Here is a 15,922-nt window from a genome sequence, read left to right on the forward strand (position 1 = left end):
CGGATCAGTCGCGTAGACGCAGCTGATCCGTCTGCATTTGAAGCGAACCAAGGGTGGACAGGAAGCTCATGCCGAGCAGGCTTTCCTCCAGCCGCCCATCCTCGGCCACCAGGGCGCGCAGGCTGTTGCGCTGAATAGGGCCAATGGCGACAGAGGCAAGACGGACGGGAGCCGCCATGGCCTGACCATTTGCCGTTTGAACGGGAACGGTAAAGGAGAGGCCATCCATATCCAGACCGAGCGCTTTCGCATCGTCCCACGACAGCACGATGGAGCTTGCGCCGGTATCCACCAGCATGGGGATGGTTTTGCCGTCCACACTCACCTGCGCCTGGAAATGCCCATTGCGGGCGCGATAGAGGATGACCTCCTTGCCGCCTTCGCTTGTGGTCATCACCATCGGACTGCCGGGTATCAGCCCGGCTGTCATGCGGGCACCGAAACTTTGCAGGTCGTAGCGGTAGAGATAGCCCGCGACCAGCACCAGCGCGACCACCAGCCAGACAGCGATGTTGCGCAAGGCCTCCGAGGCGCGACCGCGCCGGCCTGCCAGCACACCAGCCGAGAGCAGAACTGCAATGGCAGACAGTTGGACAAGACTGGCAAAATCGTCATTGGCAAGCCCGAAGGTCTGGCCGGACGAATTGTTAAAGATCAAAAGGACAAGACCAGCGCCAAGGATGCCAAGGATAACGAACAGCATCAGGCGGGTTCCTTGGCTGGATAAATCTCGGAAGCGCTGGCAATGCCTGCCAATCGGGAGGGAAGTTCAGCCATGACTTCGCGGCGCTGGTCATCGCTCAGGCTGGTCCATGCGCCGATCTCTTCTCCGGTGCGGCCACAGCCCACGCAAAGGCCGGTGTCGATGTCGAGCGAGCAGACGAGAATGCAAGGTGTAATCATGACGCCAATATCGTGTGTTCAAAAGGTGACAACAAGAGCGAAGAGCAATGTCATTTCCGTGATCTGCTGTGTGGCGCCAATCGTGTCGCCGGTATGCCCGCCAATCTTGCGCTGAACATAGGTGGTGAAGATATGGGCGGCACCAAGGCTGAGGCCGAGGCTTGCGAGAAGCGAGAGAGGCGAGACGCCCGATACCAGCAAGGGCAGGGTAAGGAAGGTGCCGAGCCCCAAGGCGAAACGTGTGGCTTTTGCCTCCGGCTGGCCCATCGCAACCGCTGTTCCGCCCTGTCTGGCGGGCGGCAGTTTCGCCCAATGCCAGACCATAAGCCCGCGTGAAAATGAGGCCGCAGCGGCAAGGGCAAGAGCAGCCAGCCCATTGCTGCCAAGCCCGCAGAGGGCGACAAGCGCCGAGGCCCTGAGGCCGAAGCTTGCGATGAGGCCAATGACGCCGAAGCTGCCAATCCGGCTGTCCTTCATGATGGTGAGCGCATGGTCGCGATCCCGCCCGCCAAAAAGCCCATCGACGCTATCGGCCAGCCCATCCTCATGCAGCCCGCCAGTCATGAGAGCGAGGAGGACGAGTGAAAGCAGGCAGGCCATGAGACGTGCTTCCGGCCAGCTGGCGAGCAGCATCAGAACGAGCGCCGGGATGAGCGCAATCAACCAGCCAGCAAGAGGAAAGGCGCGGCAGGCACGGGACACGGAACCATCGTGACCGAGGAAAAACCGCGCGGGGACCGGCAGTCGCGACAGGAAAGCGACCGAGCGTGCCAGATCATTCATGAAGTCACGGGCGTTTTGCAGTTGTTCCTCCGGGCGTGGCTGATTATGGAAGGCGCAGCAAATCAGATTCCATCGTCCGCTCAAAGGGCGATATGTGACGAGATGAAGGAAGAGTGTTCCGATGAGCATGAGCGGCTTGCCATTCGACGATTTTCGCGCGCTGCTGCGTGAGCTGCCGGGCCCCGATACGCGGGCACTGGTTGCAGCTCGCGAACGCGACGCACAACTGACCAAGCCCAAGGGTTCGCTGGGCCGTCTGGAAGAGATTGCCTTCTGGCTGGCCGCCTGGACCGGCCGCGCCCCGGCGGTCAACCGCCCGCTGGTGGCGATTTTTGCGGGCAATCACGGTGTTGCCAAGCACGGCATTACGCCTTACCCGCCATCGGTGACGCAGCAGATGGTGGAGAATTTTGCCGCCGGTGGTGCTGCCATCAACCAGATCTGCGCCGCAAACGATCTGGGCCTCAAGATTTTCGATCTGGCGCTGGATTACCCGACGGGGGACATTACCTGCGAGGCGGCACTTTCTGAACGCGATTGCGCCGCGACCATGGCCTTTGGCATGGAAGCGATTGCTGGCGGCACCGATCTGCTCTGCATCGGTGAAATGGGCATTGGCAACACCACGATTGCGGCTGCGATCAACCTTGCGCTCTACGGCGGTGAGGCGGAAGACTGGGTGGGGCCGGGAACCGGTTCCGAAGGCGAGGTTCTGCAGCGCAAGATTGCTGCCGTGAAGCAGGCCGTGGCCTTCCACAAGGGTCATCTGTCAGACCCGCTGGAAGTGCTGCGTCGTCTGGGTGGCCGCGAAGTGGCTGCCATGGCGGGTGCTATTCTCGCCTGCCGCGTGGAGAAAATCCCGGTTCTGATTGATGGCTATGTGGCAACCGCTGCCGCCGCCATTCTGAAGGCTGCCAACCCGACCGCGCTTGACCACTGCCTGATTGGCCATGTTTCCGGTGAGCCAGGACACATGAAGGCGATTGAGAAGCTGGGCAAAACGCCGCTTCTGGCGCTGGGCATGCGCCTTGGCGAGGGAACCGGTGCGGCATTGGCCGCGAGCATCGTAAAATCCGCTGCGGCCTGCCATTCCGGCATGGCAACCTTTGCGCAAGCGGGCGTGAGCACGGCAAGCACACCGACCGCGCACTGAGGCAAAAAGTTATCCTGAAATGGGCCGTCTGAAAGGGCGGCCCATTTCTATTGTTACTCGTTTGAAAACTGGAAAAGCGCCAGGTATCAGGCGAAGCTCTTGCGGCGCGGTTCCACGGCTTGCGTATCGGCCACGGCCGGAACGCTTTGCAGCACGCGGGTGGCGGGCAGGATGGCAATGACCTCCGTGCCTTCGCGCAGCTTGGAGCGCAAGATGAACTGACCATCATGCTTGGCGAGAATGGCCTGTACGATGGGAAGCCCGAGGCCAGTGCCCTGTTCTGCGCTCTTGATGGCGATGGAGCCCTGCCCGAAGGCGGACAGCACGATCGGAATTTCCTCTTCCGCAATGCCGGGGCCGTTATCCTTGATGGCGACATACTGGCCACCGCCCGCTGTCCAGCCCACCTTGACGGTGACTTCGCCACCCTGATTGGTGAATTTGACGGCGTTGGACAAAAGATTCAACAGCACTTGCCGGATGGATTTCTCATCCGCCCAGACCTGCGGCATATTGGGTTCGAACTGCTGATGAATGGTGATGTTCTTGGCGCGGGCACGCAGCTGCACCATGCCGATGCAATCCTCGGCCACTTCCAGAAGCGATAGCGCCTCTTCCGTGAGTTCGTAGCGGCCAGCCTCGATGCGGGAGAGATCGAGAATTTCATTGATGAGATTGAGAAGGTGCTGACCCGAGCGATGAATATCGGCAGCATATTCCTTGTAGGTGGGGTTGGCCATGGGGCCGAGCACTTCCGAACTCATGACTTCCGAAAAGCCCAGAATGGCATTCAGCGGCGTGCGCAATTCATGCGACATGGAGGCCAGAAACCGCGATTTCGCCAGATTGGCCTCCTCCGCGCGGCGGCGCGCCTCATCGGAGACGGATTTCGCCACTTCCAGCTCGGCGATCAGATCGTCCTTCTCCGACTGATAGGACATCAGCGTCAGGTTGGACCGATACAACCTGTCGGATATGTAGTGAAAGAGCAGAACCGCCGTTGCGCACATGCCGCTGAGGGCGATATCCATCGCGCGCTCACCCGTGATCGATACGACGCTGAGCGCGATTAGGGGTGGAATGAAGCCAACAATGACCGCCAGCCGCAGGGACACATTGCTGATGGCGGTGATGGAAATGGCGAGCAGCAATGCGCCGCCCTTGAAGAAATAGTAGCCGTTTTCCGCGCCGCAGGCATCGCATTCACTGGCTGCGAAAATGGCCCAGCAAAGGCCCATCAACAATTGGCCAAACAGGAAAAGGCGCTGCCAGCGCGACGTGTTGGCGGAGGTGAGTTCCAGCCGGGACGCGCGCCGTGCAAGCAGGAGATTGATCGAGTGCACCGCAAGCGTGAGCAGCGCCCAGGGAAGCAGCGAGGCATCGCCCACCATATAGGTGCCGATGGCTGCAACGATGGCGACGAAGGCCGGGATGATGAGGGCGGCTTGCAGCACATTGTTGATGTGCAGGGCCAGCGCATCGCGGGCAAAGCCATGGCTGCCATTGGCGCTGGATTGCAGGCGCTCGCGTGTTGCGCGCACGGCTTTGGAGACCGCTTTGTTGCGGTGGCTGCGGGATTTATCCACGATGTTCTTATCTGTGGAGGTACTGACGCCGCTACTCATGACCACACTTAATCGGAATCCGGATTGGCAACACCCTAGCGAGGAAATCTTAAGAAGATCCTGCCAGAAAGAATTTGTTTGCCATCTTTCACAAGCTTCCGTTTGTATTTACGTCAGGAATAAGATGACACAGTATCGCAGCCGACGGCGGATGCGGCTGGGCAAGGATCTGCTGCTGACAGCCTGTTTTCTCGGGCTTCTCACCCTCATCGCGGCGCGGTTGAGCGGCAGTGAGCCCCGGGAGATCTTGGTTGGACCTTTCAATGCCGTTGATGGCGACACCTTGACAAAGGCGGGGCATCGCCTTCGCTTGACAGGCATTGATGCGCCTGAGCTTGACCAGACCTGCGGTGACGCAAACGGCCAGAGCTGGCCGTGCGGGCGGGCGGCACGAGAGGCGCTTGCGAAGCTGATGCAAGACCACGAGATGCAATGTGAGGGTTCGCAAACGGACCGATACCACCGTCTTCTCGTGACCTGCTACGGCAATGGCCAGAATGTGAATGCAGCCATGGTGCGCGCTGGAATGGCGCTTTCAACCTCGCTATTGACCTATCGAAGAGAGCAGCATCAGGCGGAAATTGACCGCAGGGGCATCTGGATTGGTGCTTTCGAAAATCCACGGGCGTGGCGAGACCGTAAGCGCATAGAGAATGACGCTGCTGCCAGTGAGGGTATGTGGGGCGCTGTGACGGAAATTCTATCGCTGAGGTGGCTTTGAAACTGCCGGAAGAAGATAGGCTGAGGCTGCTGGCTGATGCCATTGCCGCATGCAGGCTGTGCCGAGACGTGCCAGCAAGGGGGCTGGAACATCAACTGCCGCATGAACCGCGTCCGGTGGCTGTTCTCTCCTCCACCGCCAAAATTCTGATTGCCGGACAGGCACCCGGTTTGCGCGTGCATGAAAGCGGAATTCCGTTCAACGATGCGTCCGGTGACCGTCTGCGCGAATGGCTGGGTGTGAGCCGCGAGGAATTTTACGATGCCGAACGCATTGCCATTCTGCCAATGGGCTTCTGCTTTCCCGGCTATGACGAGAAAGGGCACGATCTGCCGCCGCGGACCGAATGTGCGCCGCTTTGGCGACGCGCGGCACTGGAGGCCATGCCACAGATCGAACTGGTGATTGCTGTGGGCGGCTATGCGCAGGGCTGGCATATGGGCACTCTGGCGCGGCGAACCATGACGGAAACCGTGCGCAACTGGCGGGCGAGCTTCATGGTCAACAGCGTGCCGCGCATTCTGCCTCTTCCCCACCCAAGCTGGCGCAACAGTGGATGGTTGAAGAAGAACCCGTGGTTTGCCGAGGAGGTTATTCCCATTTTGCGACAGAGTGTGGATAGCCTTATTCGCTGAAACGATTTTCGGTTACATGCTCCATTTTTCCCGGTATGAAGAAAAATAATCTCAGAGGGAGCCGAAATGGATCGTCTTGACCGCAAAATCCTGCGAATTCTTCAGGAAGACTCGACACTTGCCGTAGCCGATCTGGCGAAGAAAGTGGGGCTGTCGACGACGCCGTGCTGGCGCCGAATTCAGAAGATGGAAGAGGATGGCGTAATCCGCCGTCGCGTGGCCCTGCTCGATCCGGCCAAGGTCAACACCAAGGTGACGGTGTTTGTATCGATCCGCACCAATAGTCACTCGATCGAATGGCTGAAGCGCTTCTCCGAAGTGATTGCGGAATTCCCGGAGGTGGTGGAATTCTACCGCATGAGCGGTGATGTCGATTATCTTCTGCGCGTTGTGGTGCCGGATATTGCCGCCTATGACGCCTTCTACAAGCGGATGATCGCCAAGATCGAAATTCGCGACGTATCCTCTGCCTTCGCGATGGAGCAGATCAAGTACACGACGGAACTTCCGTTGGACTACATGATGCTGGACAACCAGAGAGCCGGCGAGGATTGAGCCGGTTTTAATCGAACCAATGAAAACGGGCTGGCGATGGTTCGCCAGCCCCTTTCTTTGTTATGGGCGTTGGGATCAGAATTCTTCCCAGCTTTCCGTTGCTGCGACGGCAACGGCAGCCGAGCCACCGCCACCCACAGCGCGAGTGAGTTTGTTCATCAGCTTGCGGGCAGGGGAAGGTGCCGGTGCTGCGCGGTTGGCAGAGGCCGAAGCGGCAACCGGAGCTGGGCGCGAGACGGTGGCCGGTGCGGAATAGGTGGAACCCTGACCGCCCAGCTGGAAGCTGGAGATCAACTGGCGCAGCTTTGTGGCTTCACCGGCAAGATTGCCGCTGGCTGCGGTAGCCTGCTCTACCATGGCGGCGTTCTGCTGGGTCACCTGATCCATCTGGTTGACGGCAGTGTTGACCTCCGCGAGACCGACAGACTGCTCGCGGGCAGAGGTGGCAATGGCATCAAGCTGTGTGTTGATTGAAACGACATGTTCCTCAATCACCTTCAGCGCGTCTCCCGTGGCCATGACGAGTTTCACACCATTATCGACTTCATCGGCAGATGTACGGATGAGGTCCTTGATTTCCTTGGCTGCCTGTGCGGAACGCTGTGCGAGTTCGCGAACTTCCTGTGCGACGACTGCAAAGCCCTTGCCCGCTTCGCCAGCGCGTGCGGCTTCGACACCTGCATTCAGAGCAAGAAGGTTTGTCTGGAATGCAATTTCATCAATCACGCCAATGATATTCGAGATCTGGCTGGATGACTGCTCGATCCGCTGCATGGCGTTGACGGCGTTCGACACGACCTGACCAGACTCCTGCGCAGACTTGTTAGCCTGGATGGCAACGTGGCGTGCTTCTTCCGTGCGCTTGGAAGAGTTGGTAACGTTTGCCGTGATCTGGTCGAGCGCTGCGGCGGTTTCTTCGAGAGAAGCGGCCTGCTGCTCGGTCCGGCGGGAAAGATCGTTCGCGCTGGTGCTGAGTTCGCGCGAGTCGGAATCGATCGATTGAGTCGACAGCGCAACCTGTGAGAGCGTATCGCGCAAGCGATCGACAGCCGCGTTGAAATCCTGGCGGAGACCTTCGAAATCGTTGGCGAATGGCCGGCTGAGCTGGAAGGTGAGGTCGCCATTGGCGAGATGGCGAAGACCTTCTGCCAAGCCTGAAGTTGCCTGTTCCATTTCAGCGGCGCGAATGCGGGCCGCTTCTGCGTTCTGAGCGCGCTCTGCTTCCGTCGCCGACCGGCTTTCTGCTGCCTGCTTATCACTCTCGATCTTGTTGATCGCAGTTTGGCGGAAGACTTCAACGGCTTGCGCCATGGCGCCGATCTCGTCCTTACGATCACGACCAGGAACAGCAATATCGTTATGACCACGCGCCAGCTCAAGCATGACATCGTTGATGGAGCGAAGCGGGCGAACCAGCTTGGCGTTCAGCAGCATGAGGCCGAGTACAGAGAGAAGGAACATGGCGCCGCCGCCGACGAGGGCGCTGTTGCGCGCCAGCTCACCCGCAGACGTAGCTGCCTGGCTGCGCACGGCAAGCAGAGAGACTTCCGCATCCGAAAGCTCCTTCACCTTGGCACGAATCCCATCCATGGACGCCTTGCCCGCGCCGGAAATCTCAATCTGGCGCGCCTTTTCCCATGTTGCCGGATCCTTCATCAACTCCATCTCAGGCGTCACCACCTTGGAGGTCCAGGTCTCGGCCAGCGCTGCCACTTCCTTCAAGCGTGTTTGCTGAGCAGGATTGTCAGAGGTGAGCTTCTGTGCGGCGGCAAGGTTTTCCTTGAAGGCAGCAGCGCCTGCAATTTGTGGCTCGAGGAACTTCTTGTCCCCTGCGATAAGATAACCGCGCATACCGGTTTCCTGGTCGATCATCGCCGACATCATGCCGTTGATCTTCGAGAGCACATTGTATGTGTGCTCCGTCATATCTGCGTTTTGGGATTGAACGGAGCTGGAGGTGTAGCTCACGGTCGCCACGATAAGGCTGACAGCTATCATCGACAGGATCACGACGGCGATCTTGCTAACGATCTTTATATTGTCCAGGAAATTCACGGGTCATAGCTCCATTGGTTGACCTCTGAAGCCGGTTTTGTGACTGGCTGTCATAGATCGCGTGTATACAGTATGGAGGTTACAACCGAACTCCTTAATGGTGGGTTTAATGTTAGGAATCCTAAAAGTAAGATGTTACCCACTATTTCTTGCAGTCATTCTTAATCACAAAAACTTTTGTAGTTAAGAATATTCGAGTTTTTTACTGCAATTAGAGATTTATATCTATTCGTCACTTATTTCTCTCTAAGCGTGCAAGAAGGGATGAAGTGTCCCATCTATTCCCACCCATGGATTGTACGTCCCCGTAGAACTGATCAACCAGTGCGGTCAGTGGCAATGTGGAGCCGTTGCGCTTTGCTTCCCGCAATACGATATCCAGATCCTTGCGCATCCAATCCACGGCAAACCCGAAATCGTAAGTGCCGGCATTCATGGTCTTGTGGCGGTTTTCCATCTGCCAGGAGCCTGCGGCACCTTTGGAAATGACCTCAACCACTTTCTCGATGTCGAGCCCGGCCTTCTTGCCGAAGTGGATCGCTTCAGCCAGCCCCTGAACCACGCCCGCAATGCAGATCTGGTTCATCATTTTTGTGAGTTGGCCGGAACCGACGGGCCCCATCAGGCCAACCATGCGGGCATAGGCATCGATCACAGGCTTCGCCTTGGCGAAAGTTTCCTCGTCGCCGCCGCACATCACGGTGAGAACGCCGTTTTCTGCGCCAGCCTGTCCACCGGAGACAGGGGCATCGATGAAGCCGCAGCCCTTGCCGCTGGCCGCTTCCGCCAATTCTCGTGCCACTTCGGCGGAGGCGGTGGTGTTGTCGATGAGGATTGCCCCTGCCTTCATGCTGGACAGCACGCCATCGGGACACGTCGTGACAGAGCGGAGATCGTCGTCATTGCCCACGCAGGTAAAGACGAAATCCGCATCTTTGGCGGCTTCGGCGGGCGTCTTGCCAAGCGCCCCTCCGAATTGCGAGACCCAAGCCTCTGCCTTGGCGGTGGTGCGGTTGTAGACGACGACATCGTGTCCGCCCTTTTGCCGCAGATGACCAGCCATCGGAAAGCCCATAACGCCGAGACCGATGAAGGCTACTTTCGCCATTTTCGTTTTCCTCACTGGATTACTAATGCCGTTACCGCATTCTGTGGGAGTTCGGTGAATTTAGAAGGGTTTCACTTCCGCGAGCATTACAACAATCACCAGCGATACCAGCACAATGGGCATGCCCTTGCGCACGAAGGCCGGAGGATCGAGCAGGGGATCGGCCTCCATGCGGCGCAGCCACTTGCTCTGCATGCCATGCAGCGCAGAGAGCATGACGACGATCAACAGTTTGAGGTGGAGCCAGCCACCGGAAAAGCCGATGTAGCCAAAGGCAAGGATGAGGCCGAGCAGCCAGACGAGGCCGAGTGCCCCTGTGGTAACGATGCGATCGTAACGGCGCAGAGCCGTAATCACCCCACCACGAATGGGCGGCGGGACCATGGCAATCACGAAGGCATTGATCAACATGCCGCCAACCCAGATCATATCGGCTGCGACGTGAAGGCCCTTGATTAGAAAATACAGCATGAATCTCCGCCCTGCCTAGATTGAGTGTGCAAACTAGAACGGTTCGAACGAAATTGGAATGGTTTTAGAAAACCAGACTCAACCCTTGAAGCGCGCAACCACCAGATGGCCAGGGGTGGGGTTTCCATCCTGCATACGCACGTTGATATCCGTCAGCTCCAGGACTTCAAAGCCGGTCTCCGTCAGCCGCTGGCGCACATAGCTTTCCGCATGGGCGAAACGCTGATGCGGACCGACCATGTAGCTGCGGCCAGCAAAAACGTCATCCGGCAGGGTTTCGGACGAAAAGACAAAGATGCCGCCGCTGACCATGTTTTCGGCCACGCCAAAGAACAGAGGCTCCAGCGCGCCGAGATAAGGCAGGACATCGGTTGCCGTAACGAGATCAAAGGCTTCGTCATCGTTGTCTTCGAGAAAGTCTTCGACTTCCGCAACGTAAAGCGTCTCGTAGAGATCCTTCTCATGGGCGATTTCGACCATGTTCTCCGATATGTCGATCCCGGTAATATCTTCGACCATATCGCGAAGCGTACCGCCGGTAAGCCCGGTTCCGCAGCCAAGGTCCAGCATGCGCTGGAAGGGGCCGAGCTTGAGGTCCTGCAGGCGCTGGCGCACCAGAACAGGCACCGCATAGCCGAGCTGTTCGACAAGAATATTCTCGAAGCTGTCCGCATGTTGATCGAACAGGGTTTCCACATAGGCATCGGGGGCCTTGGGAGGCGTTTCACCGCGCCCCATGGCCGCAATGCGAACCGCAGCGCCGCCATGATCCTCAGGGTCGATTTCCAGCACCTGCCGGTAGGCAGCCACGGCGGCGTCTATATCGCCCGATTTCTCAAGGGCAAGCGCACGGTTGTAAGCTTCCGCCAGCGCTTCTTCATCGATCTTTTTCATGGCCGCCTCTTTATATCTCAAGGGGCGGCTTTAAGCCGATGTGGGCGCAATGGCAAGATCGGCGCCTTGCGCGGGCCTCAGTGGATGATGAATTCTCCCTTCAGGGCCCGCCATTCATTCGCCGCGATGAGCTTTCGGTGCACATAGCGGACGGAGTGGAGCGGTCCGTCGAGCTTCTCCTGCCAGAACTTGAGGAAGCTCTTCATCTCCGGAAATTCCGGGGCCAGATCGTAATGCTGCCAGATATAGGTTTGCAGCAGGGTGGGGTGGTCCGGCATGCGGTACAGGATCTGCGCGGTCGTCATGCCATAGCCTTTGAGCATCAGTTCCATTTCAGGCGTCATATCGTGAATCCCTCGGAGTTGACCTCTTTGGCGGAGAATATCCGCACGCCGATTGCAGCACTCTCCGCTTAAGCGAAGCTTAACAAGTGACAGGTAAATGACGCCAATAACATTTTGGAATCAGTAGCTTAGCACTCAGTCTGAATGATTGCTGCTACCCTGTTTCAGCTTTCGTTCATGCGCGAGGGCCTTAACCTCTCCTGGAACAAAACCCACGTCTTGCCGTTGGTGCGAGCCGCCCACCTCAGTTTCAGAAGAAGGTGGCGGGTGAAGGGACGAAGACGAAATGCAGCCAGGGAGCTACAATGCCCAAGCGTAAAGGACTTCTCGCCAGCGTGGCGATGCCGTTGATTTCCATGAGCCTGATCGTGCCGGATGTGCATGCGGCCATGCCGACAATCCCGAGCCTGCCGGTGGAGAGCCGTTCCCACATCATCCGTGTGCAGGATCAGCCCGCCGGACCTGAAGGACAGAGCGAGGAAGAACTGAAGCTACGTCGCCCCAAGGGCGGCGATGCGCCTGAAGGTGAAGCACGCCCGGGCGGTGAGGCCGAACAGGTTGAACCGCAGCGTGCGCCCGAACCTGCACCTGAGGCCGCACCGGAACCGCCGCCTGCAGAGCCTGCACCACCCCCGCCGGAACCGGAGCAGCCAAAGCCACGCCCTGCGCCGGAGGCTGAAGCCCCGCCAGAACCAAAGCCAGAGCCGCAGCCTGAACCGAAGCGCGAACCGAAGGCCGAGGCCCCGGCAGAGCCAGAGCCGCAGCCGAAGGCGGAGCCCAAGCCCGAAGCTGAAGCGGAAACGAAGCCTGAACCCAAGCGCGAAGCGCCTGCCGCTGAGGAGCCTGCAGCCCGCCCTGCTGCACCGGCAGAGCAACCCGCAGAAGCGCCCGCCGCGAAGCCTGAACCGAAGGCCGCAGACCCGGCACCTGCGCCGGCTCCAGCACCGGCGCCAGCGGAGCCTGCGGCGAAAGCCCCTGAGGCGAAACCAGCGGACGCTGCGCCTGCACGCCCTGGTGAGCAGCCAGTTCCAGCGGCCCCAGGTGCTGAACCTGCGCCAAAGGCTGCCCCCGGCACCCCGCCGCCCGCTGCCGCACCCGGCACACCGCCACCTCCTTCTGGTGCAGAAACGCAGGAGCGCTCTGATGCCCCTGCCACAGCCCCGGCAGCACCGGGAAGCCAGCCGGTTGTTGCCGCGCCGAAGACGCCTGAGGAAATCCAGCGCGCCAAGGCCATTGCCGACAATCCGGCATCGGCGACTGGGCCTGTTGTGTTGCCCGTCGAAAATGGCGCAGCCGTGCTGGACAGCGCCAAGGAAGCGCCCGCGACTGCCGGTGCTCCGCGTGAGCGTCGCAATCTTCCCCGTCAGGATGCAGCGCCCGTGCAAGGGCAGTCGGTGCAGCCCGCAGCCGCACCATCCGCTCCACCGCCTCCGCCACCCACGTCGGATGCAGCCGCACAGGCCGCGCCGGATGGGCAGCGCGCCGCCCCGGTTCGCATCGAATCCTTCGCGACCCAACGCGGCGAGCGGTTGACCGAGCGTCCACGCTTTGAGGATCCGCGTGGTTGGCGCGATGTGCGCAGTGTGGAAGACAACCGGACGATCATCCAGATCGACAATCGCACCATTGTTCGTCACGACGATAGCGACCGCTTCATCGAAGACGGCTATGGACCGCAATATGAACGCCTGCCGGGCGGCCGCACACGCGAAATCTACGAACGGGAAAACGGTATTCAGGTTGTGACGGTTCGCAACCGCTATGGCGAGGTGATCCAGCGTTCACGCGTTGATCGCCGTGGCCGCGAATATGTGCTGTTCTATGCGCCTGAACTGGCGGATGAGCGCGGCGACCGCGATTACGAATGGCGTGATCCCGGCGACGAACTGCCACCCATGCGCCTGACGATCCCGGTCAACCAGTACATCATCGACACGACCTCCGATCCCGATCGCGATTACTATCGCTTTCTGGAGCAGCCGCCGGTGGAGCGTGTGGAGCGCGTCTACTCCGTCGATGAAGTTCGCTATTCGGCCCGTATCCGCGACAAGGTGCGCCGTATCGACCTCGATACCATCACCTTTGCCACGGGAAGTGCGGAGATTCCGATGAATCAGGCCCGAAGCCTGCGCAAGGTGGCAGAGGCCATCAAGAAGGTGCTCGACCGCGATCCGGCGGAAACCTTCCTGATCGAAGGCCATACGGATGCAGTCGGTTCCGATGAGAGCAATCTCATTCTCTCTGACCGCCGTGCCGAATCCGTTGCTCGCGTTCTGACGGATGCATTTGGCATTCCGCCGGAAAACATGGTGACGCAGGGCTATGGCGAACGCTACCTCAAGGTGAGGACGGAAGCTGCCGAGCAGCAGAACCGCCGCGTGACCGTGCGCCGTATCACTGCGCTGGTGAAGCCGGTCGCGCAAAACCGATAATAACCATCCCACGCCAAGAGGCCGCCGGAACTGACGCTCCGGCGGCCTCTTTCTGCCTCAGTTTCGGTGAGCGAGAAGGCCGGACACCAGTTCAGGCGTCAACTCATCGAAATGCGAAATGACGTGATCGGGCTTCAACTCGGCGACCGGGACATCGGAATAGCCGAAGGTGACGCCGATGGACGGGACGCCAGCATTGCGGGCGGCCATGATGTCGTTGATGCTGTCGCCAATCATGATGCTGCGTGCGGGCAGCGCCCCCGCCCGTTCGATCGTTCCAAGAATATGGGCCGCATCCGGTTTGCGGACCGCGAAAGTATCGCCGCCCGTGATGGCCGAGAAACGGCTGGTCAGTGACAGTTTTTCCAGCAGCGGAAGAGCAAGCTCCTCCATCTTGTTGGTGCAGACGGCAGCCGCATAGCCAGCAGCCTGCAACCGATCCAGGCAGGCTTCCAACCCGTCGTAGGCGCGGCTCTTGCCCGGCATATGTTCCTTGTAGTGGCCAAGAAACCGTTCAAGCAGGCTTTCCACCTCCGAATCATCAATCGGCTGCTCGCGCAGCGCAAAGGCGCGGCGGATCATGACACGGGCACCTTGGCCCACCAGATGCGTCAGGTCCTCAAACGTGACGGGGGCAAGATCGCGTGCCGCAATCGTATAGTTCAGGCTGTCGATGAGATCGTGCGCGGTATCGATCATCGTGCCGTCGAGATCAAAGATGACGAGGGGTGCGGACAAGATTGGAGCCTTCCTGCTTGTGATTGTGGCCGCAAACTATGTGGCCAATGCGGCCTTTGCAACGCAGCCAGAGCCCTCTTTATGATTGACGGTTGTCATGGGCCAGTCGATTGGCCTTGAGGAAAGCACAACAGGACTTTTGTTTGCGGGGCGAGGCGTGTAAACAGCACACGTCGAAACTGACGGGGAGCTGGTGGCGGATGGACGCCCGGGAAATGAAGATCAAGGCGGCGGAAGCTGCACTTCAACATGTCGAAAACGGAATGCGGCTGGGCATTGGCACCGGCTCGACAGCCGAGGAGTTCGTGCGGTTGCTGGCGGAGAAGGTTGCCGCCGGACTGAAAGTGGAAGGTGTGCCGACATCCGAGCGCACAGCGCGGCTCTGCCTGGAGCTTGGCGTTCCGCTGAAATCGCTCGACGAGCTGCCGGAACTGGATCTGACCATCGATGGCGCAGACGAAGTGGACGCAGCCCTGCGCCTTGTGAAGGGCGGCGGCGGTGCCTTGCTCCGCGAAAAGATCGTTGCCTCGGCATCCTCGCGCATGATCGTCATTGCCGACGAGACCAAGGTTGTGGAAACGCTTGGCAAGTTTCCGCTGCCGATCGAAGTCAATCCTTTCGGGCTGACGACGACGCGCATTGCCATTGAAAAACTGGCATCCAGGCTTGGCCTTTCCGGCGAAATCAAGCTGCGCAAATCCGGCGACGGGCCGTTCACCACGGACGGTGGACACTATATTTTCGACGCATTTTTTGGCCGTATTCCTGATGCAGAGGCTTTGGCGATTCAATTGAATTCAATACCCGGCGTCGTTGAACACGGGTTATTCATCAACATGGCGTCTTTCGCGATCATTGCCGGGCCGGCAGGCGCGCGGACGCTGCAAGCGAAATGAAAGACAGGAGCAACGAGACAATGATCAGACATGCGGTTCTGGGCCGTGCTGCGGCGCTTGCCATTCTTCTTTCGGGTGCCGCCTTTGCTGCTCCAGCCAGCGCGCAGGAAGTTTCCGCCGATCACCTGAAGGCTGCGAAGGATGCCATTGCATCGCTGAACGCAACCGATCGCTTCGACAACATTCTGCCGAACCTGGCAGAGCGCCTGAAGAGCGAATACACCGTCGCTTCGCCGAACTTCCAGGATCAGATTTCCAAGACTGTTGACGCGGAAGCCCTGGCACTCGCACCTCGTCGCGCCGACCTGGAAAAGGAAGTGGCAACCACCTTCGCCAAGTCCTTCACGGCCGACGAACTGAAGCAGATTGCCGCTTTCTATTCCTCGCCGGTCGGCAAGAAATATCTCCAGACCCTGCCGCTGGTGCAGCGTGAAACCGTTCGCGCCGCTGAAATCTGGGCAAATGGTATTTCTCGCGACCTGACGGCAAACAGCTCTGCCAAGCTGCGCACGGTGATGGATGCCAACAAGGTGAAGGCGCCGACAGCAGAAGTTGAAGGCCAGCCAGCCAAGCCCTGAGCTTGCGGCAAACAGATTTCCAAGCAAAGCC

The 15,922-nt window shown here is 59.3% G+C and carries 17 protein-coding genes; 7 read left to right on the forward strand and 10 right to left on the reverse strand.

Features of this window, described 5'->3' with window-relative positions; translation table 11 throughout:
• Positions 1 to 4: 4 nt before the first annotated feature.
• From ACFSE1_RS01845 to cobS, 3 genes are read right to left on the reverse strand one after another with little or no spacing between them, the layout of a single operon-like run.
• Positions 5 to 703: a TIGR02281 family clan AA aspartic protease gene (locus tag ACFSE1_RS01845; protein WP_377395704.1), complete on the reverse strand. Its 699-nt coding sequence runs from the start codon at positions 701 to 703 to the stop codon at positions 5 to 7.
• Positions 703 to 903: a DUF1289 domain-containing protein gene (locus ACFSE1_RS01850; RefSeq protein ID WP_377395707.1), complete on the reverse strand. Its 201-nt coding sequence runs from the start codon at positions 901 to 903 to the stop codon at positions 703 to 705. The genes ACFSE1_RS01845 and ACFSE1_RS01850 overlap by 1 nt, the downstream gene beginning before the upstream one ends.
• A gap of 18 nt (positions 904 to 921) precedes the next feature.
• Positions 922 to 1,707: an adenosylcobinamide-GDP ribazoletransferase gene (gene cobS, locus ACFSE1_RS01855; RefSeq protein ID WP_377396553.1), complete on the reverse strand. Its 786-nt coding sequence runs from the start codon at positions 1,705 to 1,707 to the stop codon at positions 922 to 924.
• Positions 1,708 to 1,807: 100 nt separating this feature from the next.
• On the opposite strand from cobS, the gene cobT reads away from it, so the two are divergent.
• Positions 1,808 to 2,839 (forward strand): nicotinate-nucleotide--dimethylbenzimidazole phosphoribosyltransferase, encoded by a 1,032-nt coding sequence (gene cobT / locus ACFSE1_RS01860; protein WP_377395710.1) that lies wholly within the window; start codon positions 1,808 to 1,810, stop codon positions 2,837 to 2,839.
• A gap of 86 nt (positions 2,840 to 2,925) precedes the next feature.
• On the opposite strand, the gene ACFSE1_RS01865 is transcribed toward cobT, so the two are convergent.
• Complete coding sequence (locus ACFSE1_RS01865) at positions 2,926 to 4,464, reverse strand: sensor histidine kinase (RefSeq protein WP_377395713.1); 1,539 nt, start codon at positions 4,462 to 4,464, stop codon at positions 2,926 to 2,928.
• 124 nt (positions 4,465 to 4,588) lie between these two features.
• On the opposite strand from ACFSE1_RS01865, the gene ACFSE1_RS01870 reads away from it, so the two are divergent.
• From ACFSE1_RS01870 to ACFSE1_RS01880, 3 genes are all read left to right on the forward strand, one after another.
• Positions 4,589 to 5,185, forward strand: a complete 597-nt coding sequence (locus ACFSE1_RS01870; RefSeq protein ID WP_377395716.1) for a thermonuclease family protein — start codon at positions 4,589 to 4,591, stop codon at positions 5,183 to 5,185.
• Between the two features lie 2 nt (positions 5,186 to 5,187).
• On the forward strand, positions 5,188 to 5,820 hold the full coding sequence (locus ACFSE1_RS01875; RefSeq protein WP_377396555.1) for a uracil-DNA glycosylase family protein: 633 nt from the start codon (positions 5,188 to 5,190) through the stop codon (positions 5,818 to 5,820).
• A gap of 66 nt (positions 5,821 to 5,886) precedes the next feature.
• The gene (locus ACFSE1_RS01880; RefSeq protein WP_377395720.1) at positions 5,887 to 6,375 is read left to right on the forward strand and encodes an Lrp/AsnC family transcriptional regulator; all 489 of its coding nucleotides are present in this window, start codon (positions 5,887 to 5,889) and stop codon (positions 6,373 to 6,375) included.
• A gap of 75 nt (positions 6,376 to 6,450) precedes the next feature.
• Here ACFSE1_RS01880 and ACFSE1_RS01885 read toward each other — a convergent pair whose 3' ends face one another.
• The 5 genes from ACFSE1_RS01885 to ACFSE1_RS01905 form a co-directional block, all read right to left on the reverse strand.
• A complete protein-coding gene (locus tag ACFSE1_RS01885) occupies positions 6,451 to 8,430 on the reverse strand; it encodes a methyl-accepting chemotaxis protein (RefSeq protein ID WP_377395722.1) in 1,980 nt (659 codons plus the stop codon).
• Between the two features lie 232 nt (positions 8,431 to 8,662).
• Positions 8,663 to 9,538, reverse strand: a complete 876-nt coding sequence (locus tag ACFSE1_RS01890) for an NAD(P)-dependent oxidoreductase (protein WP_377395725.1) — start codon at positions 9,536 to 9,538, stop codon at positions 8,663 to 8,665.
• 60 nt (positions 9,539 to 9,598) lie between these two features.
• Positions 9,599 to 10,009 (reverse strand): CopD family protein, encoded by a 411-nt coding sequence (locus ACFSE1_RS01895; protein ID WP_377395728.1) that lies wholly within the window; start codon positions 10,007 to 10,009, stop codon positions 9,599 to 9,601.
• Positions 10,010 to 10,087: 78 nt separating this feature from the next.
• Positions 10,088 to 10,903 carry a class I SAM-dependent methyltransferase gene (locus tag ACFSE1_RS01900; protein ID WP_377395731.1) on the reverse strand — a complete coding sequence of 272 codons (816 nt, stop codon included), beginning with the start codon at positions 10,901 to 10,903 and terminating at the stop codon, positions 10,088 to 10,090.
• Positions 10,904 to 10,980: 77 nt separating this feature from the next.
• The gene (locus tag ACFSE1_RS01905; RefSeq protein ID WP_377395734.1) at positions 10,981 to 11,247 is read right to left on the reverse strand and encodes an usg protein; all 267 of its coding nucleotides are present in this window, start codon (positions 11,245 to 11,247) and stop codon (positions 10,981 to 10,983) included.
• A gap of 305 nt (positions 11,248 to 11,552) precedes the next feature.
• On the opposite strand from ACFSE1_RS01905, the gene ACFSE1_RS01910 reads away from it, so the two are divergent.
• Positions 11,553 to 13,679: an OmpA family protein gene (locus ACFSE1_RS01910; RefSeq protein WP_377395737.1), complete on the forward strand. Its 2,127-nt coding sequence runs from the start codon at positions 11,553 to 11,555 to the stop codon at positions 13,677 to 13,679.
• A gap of 57 nt (positions 13,680 to 13,736) precedes the next feature.
• On the opposite strand, the gene gph is transcribed toward ACFSE1_RS01910, so the two are convergent.
• Positions 13,737 to 14,441: a phosphoglycolate phosphatase gene (gph, locus tag ACFSE1_RS01915; protein WP_377396557.1), complete on the reverse strand. Its 705-nt coding sequence runs from the start codon at positions 14,439 to 14,441 to the stop codon at positions 13,737 to 13,739.
• Positions 14,442 to 14,617: 176 nt separating this feature from the next.
• Between gph and rpiA the strand changes: the two genes are divergently transcribed.
• Complete coding sequence (gene rpiA, locus ACFSE1_RS01920; protein ID WP_377395740.1) at positions 14,618 to 15,313, forward strand: ribose-5-phosphate isomerase RpiA; 696 nt, start codon at positions 14,618 to 14,620, stop codon at positions 15,311 to 15,313.
• Between the two features lie 20 nt (positions 15,314 to 15,333).
• The gene (locus tag ACFSE1_RS01925; protein ID WP_377395743.1) at positions 15,334 to 15,891 is read left to right on the forward strand and encodes a DUF2059 domain-containing protein; all 558 of its coding nucleotides are present in this window, start codon (positions 15,334 to 15,336) and stop codon (positions 15,889 to 15,891) included.
• The last annotated feature ends 31 nt before the right edge of the window (positions 15,892 to 15,922 follow it).

The sequence above is a fragment of the Affinirhizobium helianthi genome, from assembly GCF_042680945.1.
GTDB classification, from domain to species: Bacteria; Pseudomonadota; Alphaproteobacteria; order Rhizobiales; family Rhizobiaceae; genus Neorhizobium; species Neorhizobium helianthi.

Excerpts from the sequence above, each read along its gene's own strand:
- ACFSE1_RS01880 (WP_377395720.1), top strand. The coding sequence starts at position 5,887 with ATGGATCGTCTTGACCGCAAAATCCTGCGAATTCTTCAGGAAGACTCG.
- ACFSE1_RS01900 (WP_377395731.1), bottom strand. The coding sequence starts at position 10,903 with ATGAAAAAGATCGATGAAGAAGCGCTGGCGGAAGCTTACAACCGTGCG.
- ACFSE1_RS01870 (WP_377395716.1), top strand. The coding sequence starts at position 4,589 with ATGACACAGTATCGCAGCCGACGGCGGATGCGGCTGGGCAAGGATCTG.
- ACFSE1_RS01850 (WP_377395707.1), bottom strand. The coding sequence starts at position 903 with ATGATTACACCTTGCATTCTCGTCTGCTCGCTCGACATCGACACCGGC.
- ACFSE1_RS01925 (WP_377395743.1), top strand. The coding sequence starts at position 15,334 with ATGATCAGACATGCGGTTCTGGGCCGTGCTGCGGCGCTTGCCATTCTT.
- cobT (WP_377395710.1), top strand. The coding sequence starts at position 1,808 with ATGAGCATGAGCGGCTTGCCATTCGACGATTTTCGCGCGCTGCTGCGT.
- ACFSE1_RS01895 (WP_377395728.1), bottom strand. The coding sequence starts at position 10,009 with ATGCTGTATTTTCTAATCAAGGGCCTTCACGTCGCAGCCGATATGATC.
- ACFSE1_RS01890 (WP_377395725.1), bottom strand. The coding sequence starts at position 9,538 with ATGGCGAAAGTAGCCTTCATCGGTCTCGGCGTTATGGGCTTTCCGATG.
- ACFSE1_RS01910 (WP_377395737.1), top strand. The coding sequence starts at position 11,553 with ATGCCCAAGCGTAAAGGACTTCTCGCCAGCGTGGCGATGCCGTTGATT.
- ACFSE1_RS01845 (WP_377395704.1), bottom strand. The coding sequence starts at position 703 with ATGCTGTTCGTTATCCTTGGCATCCTTGGCGCTGGTCTTGTCCTTTTG.
- rpiA (WP_377395740.1), top strand. The coding sequence starts at position 14,618 with ATGGACGCCCGGGAAATGAAGATCAAGGCGGCGGAAGCTGCACTTCAA.
- ACFSE1_RS01905 (WP_377395734.1), bottom strand. The coding sequence starts at position 11,247 with ATGACGCCTGAAATGGAACTGATGCTCAAAGGCTATGGCATGACGACC.
- ACFSE1_RS01865 (WP_377395713.1), bottom strand. The coding sequence starts at position 4,464 with ATGAGTAGCGGCGTCAGTACCTCCACAGATAAGAACATCGTGGATAAA.